The sequence below is a fragment of the Streptomyces sp. NBC_01198 genome (assembly GCF_036010485.1).
In the GTDB taxonomy this organism is placed as follows: domain Bacteria; phylum Actinomycetota; class Actinomycetes; order Streptomycetales; family Streptomycetaceae; genus Actinacidiphila.
Window position 1 is genome coordinate 5,686,686 of the sequence record NZ_CP108568.1, and the last position, 16,070, is coordinate 5,702,755.

At 73.3% G+C, this 16,070-nt stretch carries 16 protein-coding genes; 11 read left to right on the forward strand and 5 right to left on the reverse strand.

Translation table 11 applies throughout. The annotated features are described in order from the left end of the window. The first annotated feature begins 21 nt into the window (after nt 1-21). Together OG702_RS25275 and OG702_RS25280 are read left to right on the forward strand one after the other, a co-directional pair. The gene (locus OG702_RS25275) at nt 22-642 is read left to right on the forward strand and encodes a cysteine hydrolase family protein (RefSeq protein WP_327291226.1); all 621 of its coding nucleotides are present in this window, start codon (nt 22-24) and stop codon (nt 640-642) included. Then, nucleotides 639-1,559 carry a GlxA family transcriptional regulator gene (locus OG702_RS25280; protein ID WP_327291227.1) on the forward strand — a complete coding sequence of 307 codons (921 nt, stop codon included), beginning with the start codon at nt 639-641 and terminating at the stop codon, nt 1,557-1,559. The genes OG702_RS25275 and OG702_RS25280 overlap by 4 nt, the downstream gene beginning before the upstream one ends. On the opposite strand, the gene OG702_RS25285 is transcribed toward OG702_RS25280, so the two are convergent. From OG702_RS25285 to OG702_RS25295, 3 genes are all read right to left on the reverse strand, one after another. Then, a complete protein-coding gene (locus OG702_RS25285; RefSeq protein ID WP_327291229.1) occupies nt 1,549-2,028 on the reverse strand; it encodes an OsmC family protein in 480 nt (159 codons plus the stop codon). The two genes, OG702_RS25280 and OG702_RS25285, sit on opposite strands and share 11 nt — an antisense overlap. Nucleotides 2,029-2,054: 26 nt before the next feature. Continuing rightward, the gene (locus OG702_RS25290) at nt 2,055-2,678 is read right to left on the reverse strand and encodes a GntR family transcriptional regulator (RefSeq protein WP_327291230.1); all 624 of its coding nucleotides are present in this window, start codon (nt 2,676-2,678) and stop codon (nt 2,055-2,057) included. A gap of 426 nt (nt 2,679-3,104) precedes the next feature. Continuing rightward, nucleotides 3,105-3,773 carry a SanA/YdcF family protein gene (locus OG702_RS25295; RefSeq protein WP_327291231.1) on the reverse strand — a complete coding sequence of 223 codons (669 nt, stop codon included), beginning with the start codon at nt 3,771-3,773 and terminating at the stop codon, nt 3,105-3,107. A gap of 103 nt (nt 3,774-3,876) precedes the next feature. On the opposite strand from OG702_RS25295, the gene OG702_RS25300 reads away from it, so the two are divergent. From OG702_RS25300 to OG702_RS25340, 9 genes are all read left to right on the forward strand, one after another. Then, nucleotides 3,877-4,323, forward strand: a complete 447-nt coding sequence (locus OG702_RS25300) for a gamma-glutamylcyclotransferase family protein (protein ID WP_327291232.1) — start codon at nt 3,877-3,879, stop codon at nt 4,321-4,323. Nucleotides 4,324-4,390: 67 nt separating this feature from the next. Beyond that, on the forward strand, nt 4,391-5,143 hold the full coding sequence (locus OG702_RS25305; protein WP_327291233.1) for a sirohydrochlorin chelatase: 753 nt from the start codon (nt 4,391-4,393) through the stop codon (nt 5,141-5,143). A gap of 51 nt (nt 5,144-5,194) precedes the next feature. Continuing rightward, complete coding sequence (locus OG702_RS25310; protein WP_327291234.1) at nt 5,195-6,490, forward strand: deoxyguanosinetriphosphate triphosphohydrolase; 1,296 nt, start codon at nt 5,195-5,197, stop codon at nt 6,488-6,490. A gap of 115 nt (nt 6,491-6,605) precedes the next feature. Further along, a complete protein-coding gene (locus OG702_RS25315; RefSeq protein WP_327291235.1) occupies nt 6,606-7,868 on the forward strand; it encodes an NAD(P)/FAD-dependent oxidoreductase in 1,263 nt (420 codons plus the stop codon). Nucleotides 7,869-7,886: 18 nt separating this feature from the next. Then, a complete protein-coding gene (locus OG702_RS25320) occupies nt 7,887-8,342 on the forward strand; it encodes a GNAT family N-acetyltransferase (protein WP_327291236.1) in 456 nt (151 codons plus the stop codon). 96 nt (nt 8,343-8,438) lie between these two features. After that, entirely contained in the window at nt 8,439-9,629 is a 1,191-nt protein-coding gene (locus OG702_RS25325; protein WP_327291237.1) for a hypothetical protein, read from the forward strand. 147 nt (nt 9,630-9,776) lie between these two features. Further along, nucleotides 9,777-11,720, forward strand: coding sequence for a DNA primase (dnaG, locus tag OG702_RS25330; protein WP_327291238.1), 1,944 nt, complete (start codon nt 9,777-9,779; stop codon nt 11,718-11,720). Nucleotides 11,721-11,852: 132 nt separating this feature from the next. Beyond that, nucleotides 11,853-13,238 (forward strand): sigma-70 family RNA polymerase sigma factor, encoded by a 1,386-nt coding sequence (locus OG702_RS25335; RefSeq protein WP_442814532.1) that lies wholly within the window; start codon nt 11,853-11,855, stop codon nt 13,236-13,238. A 111-nt stretch (nt 13,239-13,349) separates the two neighbouring features. Further along, the gene (locus OG702_RS25340; RefSeq protein ID WP_327291240.1) at nt 13,350-13,721 is read left to right on the forward strand and encodes a hypothetical protein; all 372 of its coding nucleotides are present in this window, start codon (nt 13,350-13,352) and stop codon (nt 13,719-13,721) included. A gap of 332 nt (nt 13,722-14,053) precedes the next feature. Here OG702_RS25340 and OG702_RS25345 read toward each other — a convergent pair whose 3' ends face one another. After that, nucleotides 14,054-15,460, reverse strand: a complete 1,407-nt coding sequence (locus OG702_RS25345) for an MFS transporter (RefSeq protein ID WP_327291241.1) — start codon at nt 15,458-15,460, stop codon at nt 14,054-14,056. Further along, a complete protein-coding gene (locus tag OG702_RS25350; RefSeq protein ID WP_327291242.1) occupies nt 15,457-16,017 on the reverse strand; it encodes a cysteine hydrolase family protein in 561 nt (186 codons plus the stop codon). Before OG702_RS25350 ends, OG702_RS25345 begins: the two co-directional genes overlap by 4 nt. Between the last annotated feature and the right edge of the window lie 53 nt (nt 16,018-16,070).

A 16,070-nucleotide genomic window follows, 5' to 3' on the forward strand; every position in this document is an offset into this window, starting at 1 on the left:
CCACCGGCCAGGATCTGAGACATGACAGCCACCACGGACACCACCGCGCACACCCCCGCCGACACCGCCCTCATCGTCATCGACGTCCAGGAGTCCTTCCGGCAGCGGGAGAGCTGGCAGGCCGCCTCCGACCCCGACGTCGCCGGCAAGGTCGCCGTGCTCGTCGACCACGCCAGGCTGCACGGCCGCCTCGTGGTGTGGGTGCTGCACACCGAACCCGGCACCGGCGGCGCCTTCGACCCGGCGCTCGGCCACGTCCGGCTGATGGAGGGGCTGGCGCCCGCGGCCGGCGAGCCGGTGCTCCACAAGACCGCGCACAACGCCTTCACCACCACCAACCTCCAGCAGATCCTCACCGAGCGCGGCATCCGCAACCTGATCACCTGCGGCATCCGCACCGAGCAGTGCGTCGAGACGACCACCCGGCTGGCCGCCGACCTCGGCTACGACGTCACCTTCGTCAGCGACGCCACCGCCACCGAGCCCATCGCGCACCGCGACGCGCCAGCGGGCCGCCCACTCGCCGAGGTGCTCGCCGACCCGCGTACGCTGCTGCCCGCCGAGATCATCGCCCGTACCGAATACGCGCTGGCGGGTCGCTTCGCCAACGTCACCACCGTCAAGGAGCTGACTGGATCGTGACCCGGGTGGTCTTCCTGCTCGTCCCGCAGCTGCACCTGCTCGACCTCGCGGGACCGGCCCAGGTGTTCTCCACCGCGGCCGACCACGGCCTCGGCCACACGCTGCACTACGCGGCCGAGCAGGAGGACGTACCCACCGCGCAGGGCCTCGCGCTGCGCGCAGAACCGGTGCTGCCCGCGCTGGACCCCGGCGACCTGGTCGTCGTCCCCGGCTGGCGCTCGCACAGCCTGCGCGACCACGGCGCGATGGCCCCGGCGACCCTCGACTGGCTGCGCGACCACCACACCGCGGGCGGCACCGTCGCCAGCGTCTGCGCCGGGGCCGACGCGCTGGGCCGGGCCGGCCTGCTGGACGGCCGCCGCTGCACCACCCACCACGACGTCCAGGACGAACTGGCCCGCCGCTACCCGCGGGCCAGCGTCGTCCGGGACGTCCTCTACGTCGTCGACGGCCGGGTCGTCACCTCCGCCGGCATCGCCAGCGGCATCGACCTGGCCCTGCACCTGGTCGCCGTCCGGCACGGGCCGGCCGCCGCCGCCCGGGTGGCCCGCGAGATGGTCGTCTACGCCCGCCGCAACGGCGACGAGCAGCAGGCCAGCGCGATGCTCCGGCACCGCTCCCACGTCAGCGACGCCGTCCACCGCGCCCAGGACCTCATCGACGCCCGCTACGACGCCCGGCTCGCCCTCGCCGACCTGGCCGCCGCCACCGGCCTGAGCGAACGCACCCTCACCCGCCGCTTCACCGCGGCCACCGGGCTCACCCCGCTGCGCTACCAGCAGGAACTGCGGATCGAACGCGCCGAGCATCTGATCGGCCACGGCACCACGGTCGAGTCGGCGGCCAGGGCGGTGGGCTTCCAGGACGCCAGGATGCTGCGCAGGCTGCGGGCGCGGACGCCGGCCCTCACGGACTGACGGTCACCGTCGGCTCGTGGCGCACAGGGAAGTTGACCGAGCTGGCGATGAAGCACAGCCGGTGCGCGTCCGCGTGGAGCGCGGCGGCCTTCTCCGCCATGGCCGCGTCGGCGACCTCCACGGTGGGACGCAGCACCACCTCGGTGAAGCTTCCGCCGCCGTCCGGGGTCTGGGTCATCGTGCCGGCGGCCTGGTCCGTATAGCCGGTCACCGTGACGCCGTTCACCGCGCACACATGCAGATACGACAGCAGGTGGCACTGAGACAGGGCTGCGAGCAGCATCAGTTCGGGGTTCCAGCGGGCCGCGTCACCGCGGAAGGCCGGGTCGGACGACCCGAGCAGCACCGGGACGCCCGGTGCGGACACCCGGTGGGCACGCTCGTAGGAACGGTAACTGCTCGTGCCCGAGCCGAGGTTGCCGGTCCACACCAGGTCGGTGCGGTAACTGTGCGTATTCGCTGACGCCATGAGGGGTCCTTTCCGCTGCGGCTCGGTCAGCCGCAGGTGTCGAGTACATGCCGCCGGGCGGCCTCCGCGGCCTCCGCCGCGCGGCCCCCGGTGATCGCGGCCATCAGCTCGCGGTGCTGGCCGTTCACCTGCGCCGGGCGGTGCGGCGGGTCGAGGGAGGCGCGCGTCGAGACCACGATCTGGTCCCACAGGCGCTCCAGCGCGGCCTGCGCCGGGGCGTTGGCGGCCAGGGCCGCGATGCGGGTGTGGAAGCGGCGGTTGTACGTCACCGCCTCGGTGAAGTGGCCCTCCGAGGTGGCCTCCTCGGTCAAGGCCGCGTCCGCCGCGAGCGCGGTCAGCTCGGCCGGGGCGATCAGGCCTGCGGCCTGGCGCTCGGCGGCGAGCTCCGCGGTCAGCGCCTCCAGCGCCGCCCGCACGCGGTAGGTGTCCCGCAGCGCCCCCGGGTCCAGCGCCGCGACCACGACGCCGCGGCCGTCGGCGCTCCTGAGCAAGCCGTCTGCGACGAGGCTCCTGAGGGCTTCCCGGACCGGCGTCCGGCTCATCGCCAGCGTGCCGGCGACCTCCGTCTCCGTCAGCCGCTCGCCTGGCGCGTAGGCGCCCCCCACGATCATCTCCCGCAACCGCGCGTGCGCGGCGTCCGTCTGCTGCATGCCCCCCAGTCTACCGTATGCATTGCATGCAATGCATACACCCGAGCTGGTGGGAGCTGGCCGCGCAGTTCCCCGCGCCCCCGGGGTGGGTGCCACTTGCGGTGACCTGTCACCCGCGCCCAGGTGGGGGGCTTGTCGCGCGGTTCCCCGCGCCCCCTGAGAAACGCGCACGCTCCGCAGCAGCGGCACCCCTGCCAGGCGCCAGCGCCCGACGGAGGAGGACCCGCGCCCGAAGGGGCGCGGGGAACCGCGCGACCAGCCCCCACGCTGGGAAAGCGGGCCAGCCACCGCGAGGGGCAGTCACCCCAGGGGCGCGGGAACTGCGCGCCCAGCCCCCGCGGTGGGAAAGCAGCACCGCCACCGCAAGTGGCACAAACCCCCGGGCGCGGGGAACGGCGCGCTCGGCTCCCCCCGGAGCAAGGGGGCTCAGGGGGTGGCGAGGGCGGCCGGGATATGGGGGTCCGGGGGCCCCAGGAAGCGGGGCGCCGGGTGGAACCCGGCGTCCACCGCCGCCTTGGCCGCGGCCAGCACCTCGCGCGCACCCCCGGCGTACCACGTCACATCGTGCGGCTCGTCGACGCCGACGCCGTAAACGTCAAGCCCCGCCGCCTCGCAGAGCGCCACCGCCCGCCGTATGTGAAAGCCCTGGCTGACCAGAACCGCCCGCCGCACCCCGAAGACGCGCTTCGCGCGCTCGCACGAGTCCCACGTGTCGAACCCGGCGTCGTCGACGACCACCCGCCCGGCGGGGACCCCGTGGGCGACGAGATATGACCGCATCGCGCCCGGCTCGTCGTAGGCCACCCGGCTGTTGTCCCCGGTCACCAGCAGCACCCGTACCTTGCCGGCCCGGTAGAGCACGGCAGCCGCGTCCAGCCGGTGCGCGAGGTAGGGCGTGGGGCGCCCGCCGGAGATCCCGGCGCCGAAGACGACGCCGACCGGCGCCGCCGGCACGTCGGCCAGGTCGCGTATCCGGCCGCCGCCGGCGAGCTGGACCCACACCGCGGGCAGCAGCGCGACCGTGCAGAGCGCCGCGATCGCCTGCACGGTGCGCCGCCACCCCGTGCGGGTCCGCGGCAGTCGGAGCCTCCGCATGCCGTACCTCCCTCGTCACCATGATCGACGCCCCGGTCGCACCCGCGGTTGCGCTGCCGCCCGGCACAGTGGTGTCATCCGCCCGCCGCCCCCGGAGGCCACCGTGACCGACCGCCGTCTGCCGATCTTCGTCTACGGCACGCTGCTGCCCGGCGAGCGCAACCACCCGCTGCTGGCGGGGCGTACGCGTTCGTGGACCCCGGCGGTGCTGCCGGGCGCGCTGCTCTTCCGCGGCCCGCGCTATCCGGTCGCCGTGCTCGACCCGGCCGGGGACGGGCAGGTGCGCGGCGAGGTCGTCGGGATACCCGCGGCGGTGTACGACGCTGTGCTCGCCGACCTGGACCGCCTGGAGGGCTACGCGGCCGGCGACCCGGCGAACCGCTACGAGCGGGTGAGCCGGGTGGTGCGAGGCGAGCGGGAGGAGACCGAGGCGTGGCTCTACGTGGCCGGCCCGGTCCTCACCCGGGAGATGCTGCCCACCGCCGACCGCATCCCCGGCGGGGACTGGCGCCACCGCGACAGCCTCACCGGCGGCGCCGCCGAGGTGTGATGCCCGGGCAAAGATCCGTGACCTCGCGCGCAACGGGGTCGCAACCCCGGTCCCGCACTATGGAGGTATGACGCCCTTCGCACCCGCGAGCGTCCGCCCCACCCTGGTGGCCGTCGCGCACGGCAGCCGCGACCCGCGCGCGCTGCCCGTGGTCCAGGCGCTGCTGGAGCGGGTACGGGCCGCCCGGCCCGGCGTGGACGTACGCCTCGGCCATGTCGAGCTGGACGAGCCGCTGCTCCCCGCCACCCTGGCCGCACTCCGCGGCGAGGCAGTGCTGGTCCCGCTGCTGCTGGGCCGCGGCCACCACGTCAAGCACGACCTGCCCGCGGCCCTTGCCGCGGCCCCGTGGCTGCGCGGCACGGTCGCCGCCCCCCTCGGCCCGCACCGGCTGCTCGCCGAGGTGCTGCACGACCGGCTGCTGGCGGCCGGCTGGGACGGGGGCGACGCCGTCGTGCTCGCCGCCGCCGGGTCGCGCGACCCGGACTCCGCCGCCGACACCGCCCGCACCGCCGCGCTGCTCGCCGCCCGCCTCGGGGTGCCGGTGGCGCCGGCCTACGCCTCGGCCGCCGCGCCCACCGTCGGCGAGGCGGTCGAAGCGCTGGCCGCCGCCGGTGCCGCCCGGCGGCGTATCGCGCTCGCCTCGTACTTCACCGCGCCCGGGCGCTTCGCCGCCCAGACGTCCGCCGTAGCGCCCTGGATCGCGGCGGCGCCACTCGGGGCGCACGAGGCGATGGCCCGGCTCGTCCTGCACCGCTACGACGAGGCCGTCCGCACGCTGGGAGCCCCCGCCCTGCCGCTCCCGCTGGCCCGCGCGAGCTGAACCGGCGGGCCGCGCGGACCCGGCGCCCGCCGGGCCGGTTACGGTCGGGCTATGGACAGCGACGATCTGCGGCTGGGGCCCTACGAGCGGTACGGCCCCTACGGGGCGGCCGACATCGACCGCTACGTCCCCGAGCCGGACAAGAGGCCCGGGCGGACGGCCTTCCAGCGCGACCGGGCGCGGGTGCTGCACTCCGCCGCGCTGCGCCGGCTGGCGGGCAAGACGCAGGTCGTCGACCCGGGTGTCAGCGACGCCGCCGTGCCCGACACCAGCCCGCGCACCCGGCTCACGCACTCCCTGGAATGCGCGCAGGTCGGCCGGGAACTGGGCGCGGCTCTCGGCTGCGACCCCGACCTGGTCGAGACCGCGTGCCTCGCGCACGACCTCGGGCATCCGCCCTTCGGGCACAACGGCGAGATGGTGCTGGCCGAATTCGCCGCGGACTGCGGGGGGTTCGAGGGCAACGCGCAGAGCCTGCGGCTGCTCACCAGGATCGAACCCAAGCGGTTCGCGGCCGGGAACGTCAGCGTCGGGCTCAACCTCACCCGGGCGGCGCTGGACGCCGCCACCAAATACCCCTGGCCGCTGGGCGGCGGTCCCGGCGCGCCCGGCAGCCCGAAATTCGGCGTCTACGAGGACGACCTCCCGGTCTTCCGCTGGGCCCGGCAGGACGCACCGGACGGCCGGCAGTGCTTCGAGGCGCAGGTCATGGACTGGGCCGACGACGTCGCCTACTCGGTGCACGACGTCGAGGACGGCCTGCAGGCCGGCCACATCGACCCCCGGGCGCTCACCTCGGGCCCGGAGCGGGCCGAAGTCTTCGGCTGCGCCGCCGCCCGCTACGCCCCGGCCGGCGCGGCCTCCGAGGAACTGGCCGCGGCCCTCGACCGGCTGCTCGCCCAGCCGTGGTGGCCGGCCCACTACGACGGCACCGCCCTCGACCAGGCCCGCCTGAAGGACGCCGCCTCCCAGCTCATCGGCCGCTTCTGCCTCGCGGCCGAGGGCGCGACGCGCGAGCGGTACGGGACCGCGCGGCTCACCCGGTACGGGGCCGAGCTGGTGGTGCCGCGCGAGCAGCGGCTCGAATGCGCGGTCCTGAAAGCGGTCGCCGACTGCTACGTCATGCAGCGCGCCGCCCAGGCGCGGCGGCGCGCCGAGCAGCGGATCGTCATCGCGGAACTCGCCGCCGCCCTGCTGGCGCTGGCCCCGGTGGGGCTCGACCCGCAGTTCGCGGCGATATTCGAGGCCGCGGCCGACGACCGGGCGCGCCGGCGCGCCATCGTGGACCAGATCGCGTCCCTCACGGACACGGCGGCGACAGCGCTCCACGCCCGCCTGTGCAGCTGATTCCGCTCCCCGCGGAGGCCCTGCCCGCGGGATCCGTGCGGCGCGGCGCCCTTCCCGCGGGCCCCGCCGTAGGGGACGCTCGCGTATAAGGAACGACCCCCTGGGGAGGCAAAAAGTGGTGGACGCACACCAGACCTTCGTGATCGTCGGAGCGGGACTCGCGGGCGCGAAGGCCGCGGAGACGTTGCGCTCCGAGGGTTTCACCGGCCGGGTGATACTGATCGGGGACGAGCGCGACCACCCCTACGAACGGCCACCCCTGTCCAAGGGGTATCTGACCGGCAGCGCGGAGCGCGAGTCCGCCTTCGTGCAGCAGCCCGGCTGGTACGCGGAGCACGACGTCGAACTGCACCTGGGCCAGCCCGTGGTGCACCTGGACAAGGCCACCCGCACGATCACCCTCGGCGACGGCACCACGCTGATCTACGACAAGCTGCTGCTCGCGACCGGCTCGGAGCCGCGCCGGCTGGACATCCCCGGCACGGACCTGGCCGGTGTGCACCACCTGCGGCGCCTCGCGCACTCCGACCGGCTGAAGAACGTGCTGACCAGCCTCGGCCGGGACAACGGCCACCTGGTGATCGCCGGGGCGGGCTGGATCGGCCTGGAGGTGGCCGCCGCGGCCCGCGGTTACGGCGCCGAGGTGACCGTCGTGGCGAAGGACCCGACGCCGCTGTACCGGGTGCTCGGGCCGGAGCTCGGCTCCGTCTTCGCCGACCTGCACGTCGAGCACGGCGTCCGCTTCCACTTCGGTGCCCGGCTGACCGAGATCATCGGGCAGGACGGCATGGTCCTTGCCGCCCTCACCGACGACGGCCAGGAGCACCCGGCGCACGACGTGCTCGCCGCGATCGGCGCCGCCCCGCGGACCGCGCTCGCGGAGATCGCGGGCCTGGCGATGGCCACCAGGGAGGAGGGCGGCGGCGTCGCGGTGGACGCGTCGCTGCGCACCTCCGACCCGGACATCTACGCGGCCGGCGACCTCGCCAACGCCGAGCACCCGCTGCTGGGCGGGCGGCTGCGGGTCGAGCACTGGGCGACGGCGCTGAACGGCGGTCCCGCCGCCGCCCGGGCCATGCTGGGCCGCCCGGTGTCCTACGACCGGATCCCGTACTTCTTCTCCGACCAGTACGACCTGGGCATGGAGTATTCCGGACACGCGGTCCCCGGCTCGTACGACCAGGTGGTGTGCCGCGGTGACGTCGGCAAGCGGCAGTTCATCGCCTTCTGGCTGCGCGACGGCCGGGTGCTCGCGGGGATGAACGTCAACATCTGGGACGTGACCGAGCAGATCCAGCAGCTGATCCGCTCCGGGCGGCAGGTCGACCCCGACGCCCTGTCGGACCCGGCGGTCCAGCTAACCTCGTTCCTGGACTGACCAGGAAGGACCTCCGCCATGCCCGTTCCGCGCACCGCCGTCGTACCCGTCGAGGAGATCTTCGCCCTGCGGTGGGCGGTGCTGCGGACCGGCCTGCCTCGCGAGACGGCCGTCTACCCGGAGGACGCCCGGCCGGACGTCTTCCACATCGCCGCCTACGACGAGGCCGGCGCGGTCAAGGGCTGCGCCACCTTCTTCCCCGATCTCCTCCCCGGCGAGGCGGCACTCGCGTACCGCTTCCGCGGCATGGGCAGCGCGCCCGAGATACGCGGCAGGGGCTTCGGCGCCGCCGCGCTGCTCGCGGGCCTGCGCGAGTGCGCGGCCCGCGGCGCGGGCCTGGCGTGGTGCAACGGCCGCGTCGCGGCCGCCGGCTTCTACGAGCGGCTGGGCTTCACCTCCGTCGGCGAGGAGTTCGTCATCGAGCCGAGCGGTCCGCACTACGTCTTCGTGACCAAGGACCTCGACCGCCGCTGAGTGCGGGACTCCGTGCGCACCTGCTTCGCCTGAGGGGATTCCGGCATCCGGCCCATGGTGGGACACTCCGGATACGTCACTCAGGGGGAGGGCACCATGACCACACCCGCGTCCGACGCGCGTCTGCGCAAGACCGCCGAGGAATCCGTACAGCGGTGGCTCGACGAGACGGAGCGAGCCGTGCGCGGCGTAGGGGCCGACGCCGAGGCCCTGCGCAAACAGCTGACGGGCGTCACGACGGCGCAGCGGCGCGCCTGGTGGGCGCAGCGGGTGCAGGAAGACGCACGCGAGAGCGGTGAGCGCCTCCTGCACGACGTGATCCGCCCCCGGCGTGCCGAACTCGCCGACCAGGTGTTCGTGCTGCTGCAGCAGAAGGATCCACGCCCGACCGAGCAGGAACTGGGCCAGCCGACCGAGGACGCCCGGCGCATGCTCGCCGGCCTCGCACCGGCGACCGCCGCGGGGGGCGAGATCCTCGCCCGAGTCCAGGCCGCGTCGGACGCCGTCGCCGAACTGATCGGCCGAGTGCCGACGCTGGACGCACTGCGCACCGGCAAGACCGCCGAACTGGCCCTGGCGCGACAACCGTTGGTAGCGCCGTTCGCGCACGTCGACCAGGTCGTGGCCGCCGCCGCGCAGCTGCCACAGCCGCAGTGTCCGCAGATGGTGATCGCGGACGAGGTCGCCGCCTGTACCGCCGTGCGCGGCGCGGTGCCCGACGAGCGGCGCTTCCCCGATGACTCGGACCGCTCCCTGCGGCAGGCGATGGACGACGCCGTGCACCGCGGGGCCGGCCTGACACTGGAGGAGCAGCGCCAAGCGATCGTCGGGCCCTTCGACACCGCCCTGGCGGCGACGGCGAAGTCGATCGGGGAGATCACCGTGCGGGTGCAGGCGCTCGACGCGGCCTTCGGCGCCTACACCGCGCGGGTCTCCAGCGCTCACGGCACCGACGACCCCCGGACCGTCAAAGAACTGGTGGACTTCTACGGGACGGAGATCCTGGCGACGCTGTGCGCGCTGCCCGTCGAGGACGCCCAGAAAGCACTGATGTGGCTCACCGACAGGCAGCAGTCCGAGGCGATGTCCGATTTCCAGTGGCGCTGGCCCGCGGACACGCCACAGCGCACACTGCGCTGGGCATTCAGCATGTTGGCTGACTACGTTCCGTACAGCCCGGACCAGCCGGACCTGGATGTCATGGAACAGCTGAAAGCGATGACCGCGCACCTGTCCTCGTACATCAGGGACATGCCCGGCCCGGACAGCGAACGCGGAGAGCGGTAGCGCGTGCCCCTGGAGCACGTTCTCCTGCCGCCCTCGCAGCGTCCCGTGGGCGGGTTTCCGGGCAGCCGGCGCTCCGATGGAATCCGCGCGTACCCCGCTACGAGCAGGGCGGCGCGACCTGTCCGAACCGAGCCGTAGACTTCACGCGTGGCAGGCCGGATCAGGGACGACGACGTGAAGGCGGTACGTGACGCCGTCCCGATCGACGCCGTCGTCTCCGAATACCTCCAGCTCAAGAACGCCGGCGGCGGCAATCTCAAGGGCCTGTGCCCCTTCCACGACGAGAAGTCGCCGTCCTTCCAGGTCAGCCCGTCCAAGGGCCTCTTCCACTGCTTCGGCTGCGGCGAGGGCGGCGACACGCTGGCCTTCGTGATGAAGCTCGACCACCTGTCCTTCACCGAGGCCGTCGAGCGGCTGGCCGGCCAGGCCGGCATCACCCTGCGGTACGAGGAGGGCGGGCACGTGCCCGGCCGCCAGCAGGGCGAGCGCATCCGGCTGGTCGAGGCGCACCGGGCGGCGGCCGCCTTCTTCGTCGAGCAACTGGGCTCCGCCGAGGCCGAGATCGGGCGGAAGTTCCTCGCCGAGCGGGGCTTCGACCAGGCCGCGGCGGAGCATTTCGGGGTCGGCTACTCGCCCGCGGGATGGGACCACCTGGTGCGGTTCCTGCGCGGGAAGGGCTTCTCGGACAAGGAGATGATCACCGCTGGGCTCGCGCTGGAGAGCCGCCGCGGCGGTGCGATCGACCGCTTCCGCGGCCGGCTGATCTGGCCGATCAGGGACATCACCGGCGAGGTGATCGGCTTCGGCGCCCGCAAGCTGCGCGAGGACGACCAGGGGCCGAAGTATCTGAACACCTCGGAGACCCCGCTCTACCGCAAGTCCCAGGTCCTCTACGGCATCGACCTGGCCAAGAAGGAGATCGCCAGGACCGGCCGGGCGGTGGTCGTGGAGGGCTACACCGACGTGATGGCCTGCCATCTGGCCGGGGTCACCACGGCGATCGCGACCTGCGGCACCTCCTTCGGCGGCGACCACATCAAGATCCTGCGCCGCCTGCTGATGGACAACGCGGCCTCCGAGGTGGTCTTCACCTTCGACGGCGACGAGGCAGGACAGAAGGCCGCACTGCGGGCGTTCGAGGACGACCAGAAGTTCGCGGCGGAGACGTCGATCGCGGTCACCCCCGGCGGCATGGACCCGTGCGACCTGCGGCTCGCCGAGGGCGACGCGGCGGTGCAGCGGCTGATCGACGGGCGGACCCCGCTGTTCGCCTTCGCGCTGCGCTCGATCGTGTCGCGCTACAACCTCGACACCGACGAGGGCCGGGTCGCGGCGGTGGACGCCGCCGTCCCGGTGGTCGCGGCGATCAAGAACCAGGCGCTGCGAGACCGTTACGCGATCCGGCTGGTCGGTATGGCGGGCATCGGCAGCCAGGCCGAGGAGCAGTCGATGATCCGCCGGGTGCGCGCGATGGCCCGCGCCCGCGCGGCCGGCGGCGGCAGCACCACCGGCCGCCCCGACTACGCCAGGCGCCAGGACCCCAGGTCCGACCCCCGGGCGGAGCGCCGCCCGGCCGCCGCCCCCGGGCAGAACGCGCCGCCCGGGCCGCGCCTGGACCTGCGCAGCCCCGCCCACCGGGTGGAACGCGAGCTGCTGAAACTGGCGTTGCAGTATCCGGCCCTGGTCTCGCCGGCCTTCGACGCCTACGGCGAGGACGAGTTCACCGGCCCGCCCTACGCGCAGGTGCGCCGGGTGATCGCCGAGGTCGGCGGGGTGGAGCAGGCGGACGCCGAATTCCTGGTCCGGGTGCGCGAGGCCGCCCCCGACGACAGCGTGCGGATGATGGTGACCGAGCTGGCGGTCGAGCCGGTCATGCACAAGGCCCCGGAGTTCTACGCGGGCGAGGTGCTGGTCCGGGTGCGGATGCTGGCCGTCGAGCGCCGGGTCGCCCAGGTGCACGCCACGCAGGCCAGGCTGAACGCCCAGGGCGTCCGGCCGGACGCGCCCGAGCTGACCGCGGTCAACAGCGAGCTGTGGGCGCTCCAGCAGTACGGCCAGCGGCTGCGCGAGCAGGGCGCCGCGGCGCTCTGAGCTCGGCCCACGCCCGTACGCGCCCCGGCGGCACCCGGGGGAGAGCGTGTCGGAGCGAACGCGAAGCGTAACGGAAAACGAAAAACCAGCCGCACGACCCTCGTGGCATTGGCCTTGTGTGGGCCACACTGGGTGACGGCCCAGAGCCCGCCTCGGCGCCTTCCGAGCCTTCTCCGAGCCCTTCCAGAGCCCAAAGTCGCGCTCACCGCGGAGGTCGCTTCCGTGCAGACGCAAACCCAAAAGCAGGCGCAGATCCCCACAGCGGGCCCGGTCCCGGACCCGGTGCCGCTACCGGCTCCGGTTCCGATTCCGCTACCGGTTCAGGTGCCGCTGCCGGTGCCTTCCGGGCGGCCGGTCCTCGCGCCCGTCGCGCTGGGCACTGAACCGGCAGGTCACGCACGGGTGCCCGAGCAGCGGGCCGAATCCGAACCCCCGCTCGGCGGCGACCACGACGGCTCCGATGACGCGACGCCCCTTGACCGGGCGCTCTTCGACCAGGCGGGGGAATCGGTGGCCGATCCGTTGGTGGACCCGGCGGCGGACGCCGTCGTCGGCGCGGTGGTGATCGACCTGCCCGTCGGGCGCCGGCCGCGGGCCGAACCGACCGGCCCCTCCGCCGACCTCTTCCGGCAGTATCTGCGCGAGATCGGCCGTATCCCGCTGCTCACCGCACAGGACGAGGTGGACCTGGCCCGGCAGGTCGAGGCCGGCCTTTTCGCCGAAGAGAAGCTGACCGCCTTCCCCGACCTCGACTCGCAGCTCGCGGTCGACCTGGACTGCATCGTCGTGCAGGGCCGGATGGCCAAACGGCGGCTGATCGAGGCGAATCTGCGGCTCGTGGTGTCGGTGGCGAAACGTTACATCGGACGCGGCCTCACCATGCTCGACCTGGTCCAGGAGGGCAACCTCGGGCTGATCAGGGCGGTCGAGAAGTTCGACTACGCCCGCGGCTACAAGTTCTCCACCTACGCCACCTGGTGGATCCGCCAGGCCATGTCCCGCGCGCTGGCCGACCAGGCCAGGACGATCCGGGTCCCGGTGCACGTCGTCGAGCTGATCAACCGCGTCGTCCGCGTCCAGCGCCGCCTGCTCCAGGAACGCGGCTACGAGCCCAACGCCGAGGAGGTCGCCGCCCAGCTCGACATCACGCCGGAGCGGGTCGGCGAGGTCCTGCGCCTGGCCCAGGAACCCGTCTCGCTGCACGCCCCGGTGGGCGAGGAGGACGACGTCTCCCTCGGCGACCTCATCGAGGACGGCGACGCCGCCTCCCCCGTCGAGTCCGCCGCCTTCATGCTGCTGCGCGAACACCTCGAAGCGGTCCTGTCGACCCTCGGCGAACGCGAACGCAAGGTCGTCCAGCTCCGCTACGGCCTCGCCGACGGCCGCCCCCGCACCCTGGAGGAGATCGGCCGCCTCTTCGGCGTCACCCGCGAACGCATCCGCCAGATCGAGTCCAAGACCCTGAACAAGCTCCGCGACCACACCTTCGCCGACCAGCTCCGCGGATACCTGGAGTAGCGCAAGAGGGGCTGACGCCGCTCGGGCGCGGGGGCAACCATCGTCCGGTGCGCCTGCGTCCGAGAGGGCAGGCGCCTCCTCGCCGGGAGGCCGAGTGGAGGGAACGCGGCCATGGGCAGCGTACGGATCCGCAGTTTCGACGGCAGCGTCCTGGTCCCGGCTGAGGGGATCACCTCGCTCGACGCGGTGGGCACGGCACTGGTGGCGCAGGTCCCGGCTCTCGGCGGTCCGGTCGTGCTCGCCGAGGGCACGCCCGAGGAGATGTCCGTCGCGGCGAGCTCGCTGATGCCCGGCATAGCCGACCTCGGCGAGGGCGACTGGACGCTGCGCGCGGCCCGGTCGGCGACGGGCATCGTCTGGCAGGGGACCGGTGTCATGCCCGGCGACGAGGTGCCCACCGGGACCGGTGACGCCGGCGGGGGGTCGGCAGGTGCGGCCTGGACGGCGATGGGCTCGACCCTGCGCTTCAGCAAGAAGGCCTGACGGCGTATCGGGGTGATGCGGCCTGAAGCGGATTCCCCTGTTCTGGTCCTGCCGGGCCCCTAGGCTGTTCCTGGGGAGTGACGGTGTGGCAGGGGGTGGGGTATCTGCCCGGGTCGGCGTCGGGCGTCTTCGTCGGCCGGGGTGATGAGTTGGAACGGCTCCGGGCGCTGCTGGCGCAGGGCGACGAGACGGCGGCGGTCGTCCAGCCGGCGGGCGGCACCTACGCGATCCACGGGCTGGGCGGCATCGGGAACTCTGCTCAGCCGGGCCAACCTCGCCGACGCCCGCCAGACCCTGCTGGCCCAGCAGGAGGAGCAGGCGTCCCCACCCCCCTAACGGTCCGCGCGAGCGGGAATGTGGCGGTCCAGAACCGTCATCAGCAGGACCAGCACGCCGATGCCGACCATGACGAACGACACCGCGTGGAAGCCCGCGTCCGTCGCCGCGTTGCCGAAGGCGATGGCGATCAGGCTGGAGGAGAAGATCGCGCCGAAGTAGGCGAAGGTGCGGTAGAGGCCGGAGGCGACCGCGATCTCGGCGGCCGGGGACTGGACATAGAGGGTGGCCTGGTTGGCGTAACCGCTGAAGCCGTTGGCGAAGCCGAACAGCATCGACATGCCCAGCAGCACCAGCACCGGTGACGTATGGGTGATGAACAGCATCACCGCACCGGTCAGCACCATCGACACCCCGGTAAGGATCAGCGGCCACCGCACCCAGCCGCGCGCGGACACCAGCCGGGCGACCACGACGCTCACGCCGGACAGCGGCAGCAGGATCAGCCCCACCTGGGACGCGCTGTAGTGCGCGCTCTCCTCCATCCACTGGCTGGTGCCGTAGAGCGCGGTGTACGTGCCGAGGGAGACGAGCGCCTGGCGCAGGTACGTACGCAGCAGCCGCTGGTTGCGGCCGAGCATCCGGACGTCGATCAGCGGACTGCTCGTACGCCGCTCGTGCACGACCAGCGCCGCGCCCAGCGCGACGGACACGACGGGCAGCCACCAGGTCGGGGACGTGAGGTCCGCCAGGAAGAGCAGCAGGGTGGTGATCGACCCGGCGAAGAGCACGATGCCCGGCACGTCGACCGTCGTGAAGAGGGAGCCGCGCCCGTCCTTCGCGGCCGGCCGGTCCGGTGCCACGCCGATCAGCGTGAAGACCAGGGTGACCAGCGCGAGCGGCACGTTGACCAGGAAGATCGCCCGCCAGCCCCAGGCCCCGGCCAGCAGCCCGCCGAGCGGGAGGCCGATGACGATCGTGACCTGCGAGGCGATCGAGAAGTTGCCCAGCACCCTGCTGGGCACACCGGTGCGCAACTCGTCGGCCCGTTTCCTGACCAGCGCCATGGCCGTCGGATACGCGGCGGACGTACCGATCCCGATGAGCGCCCGGGACACCAGCAGGAAGCCGAAGGCGGGAGCCGCCGCCCCGATGACACCCGCCGCCAGCAGGATCAGCACGCCGGTGACGAAGATGCGCCGCGCGCCGAAGATCGTGGCGAGTTTGCCCATCGTCGGCTGCATCACCGCGCTGCACAGATACAGCACGGAGATCAGCGAGGCCGTGGTGCCTGGACCTTTGTGGAAGTCGAGGCCGATCCCGACGAGACCGGTCGCGATCATCGAGCTGTTGATCGGGTTGAGCGTCGACCCGAGCAGCAGCGGGCTCACGAACCGCCAGCCGAACGGGTTCCGGCCGGTCGTACCGGCGGTCGCGGTGGTGCCGTCGGTGGCGGCGGTCACGACTGGCCGGCGAGGGCGTCCAGGACGTCCTTGGTGGTGCCCGTCTCGGCGATACGCGGGAAGATCCGCGACACGCTGTACTCGTGGCGTTCCGGCTCGGGGTCGGTCATCGCGTCGACCGGCAGCGTGACGTGGAAGCCCTGCTCGTGCGCGTCCCTGGCGGTCGACTCGACGCCGCCGCTGGTGGAGATGCCGGTGACGACCACCTGGGTCACGCCGAGGTCCCGCAGCCGGCCGGCGAGTCCGGTGCCGGGGAAGGCGCTGCGCGTGTGCTTGGTGACGAGCAGGTCGGCGGGCTGCACGCCGAGCTCTGGTATCAGCTCGGTCCAGCCGTCCTGGACGTCGAGGGTACGGACCCCGAGGTCGGTACGTCCCGAGGGTGTGCCCGCGACGTTGACCAGCACGACGGGCAGCCCGCGCTCGCGGAAGGCGGAGAGCAGGTCCTTCGTGCGCGCGACGACGTCCTCGACCGGGTCGGCGAGCGGCATCGCGACGACCCCGGCCTGCAGATCGATGACGACCAGGGCGGTGGTCGGATCGAGGGTGGTGACGGGCATGCGGTTCCCTCCGGTGGACAAGCGGCAGCTCAGGGGCATGCCGAAGCTGGGTA

What these genes read in the sequence shown, in the direction of transcription:
- OG702_RS25325 (WP_327291237.1), top strand. Translation starts at nt 8,439, where the DNA reads ATGACCACACCCGCGTCCGACGCGCGTCTGCGCAAGACCGCCGAGGAA.
- OG702_RS25285 (WP_327291229.1), bottom strand. Translation starts at nt 2,028, where the DNA reads ATGGCGTCAGCGAATACGCACAGTTACCGCACCGACCTGGTGTGGACC.
- OG702_RS25295 (WP_327291231.1), bottom strand. Translation starts at nt 3,773, where the DNA reads ATGCGGAGGCTCCGACTGCCGCGGACCCGCACGGGGTGGCGGCGCACC.
- OG702_RS25290 (WP_327291230.1), bottom strand. Translation starts at nt 2,678, where the DNA reads ATGCAGCAGACGGACGCCGCGCACGCGCGGTTGCGGGAGATGATCGTG.
- OG702_RS25305 (WP_327291233.1), top strand. Translation starts at nt 4,391, where the DNA reads ATGACGCCCTTCGCACCCGCGAGCGTCCGCCCCACCCTGGTGGCCGTC.
- OG702_RS25310 (WP_327291234.1), top strand. Translation starts at nt 5,195, where the DNA reads ATGGACAGCGACGATCTGCGGCTGGGGCCCTACGAGCGGTACGGCCCC.
- OG702_RS25340 (WP_327291240.1), top strand. Translation starts at nt 13,350, where the DNA reads ATGGGCAGCGTACGGATCCGCAGTTTCGACGGCAGCGTCCTGGTCCCG.
- OG702_RS25350 (WP_327291242.1), bottom strand. Translation starts at nt 16,017, where the DNA reads ATGCCCGTCACCACCCTCGATCCGACCACCGCCCTGGTCGTCATCGAT.
- OG702_RS25320 (WP_327291236.1), top strand. Translation starts at nt 7,887, where the DNA reads ATGCCCGTTCCGCGCACCGCCGTCGTACCCGTCGAGGAGATCTTCGCC.
- OG702_RS25275 (WP_327291226.1), top strand. Translation starts at nt 22, where the DNA reads ATGACAGCCACCACGGACACCACCGCGCACACCCCCGCCGACACCGCC.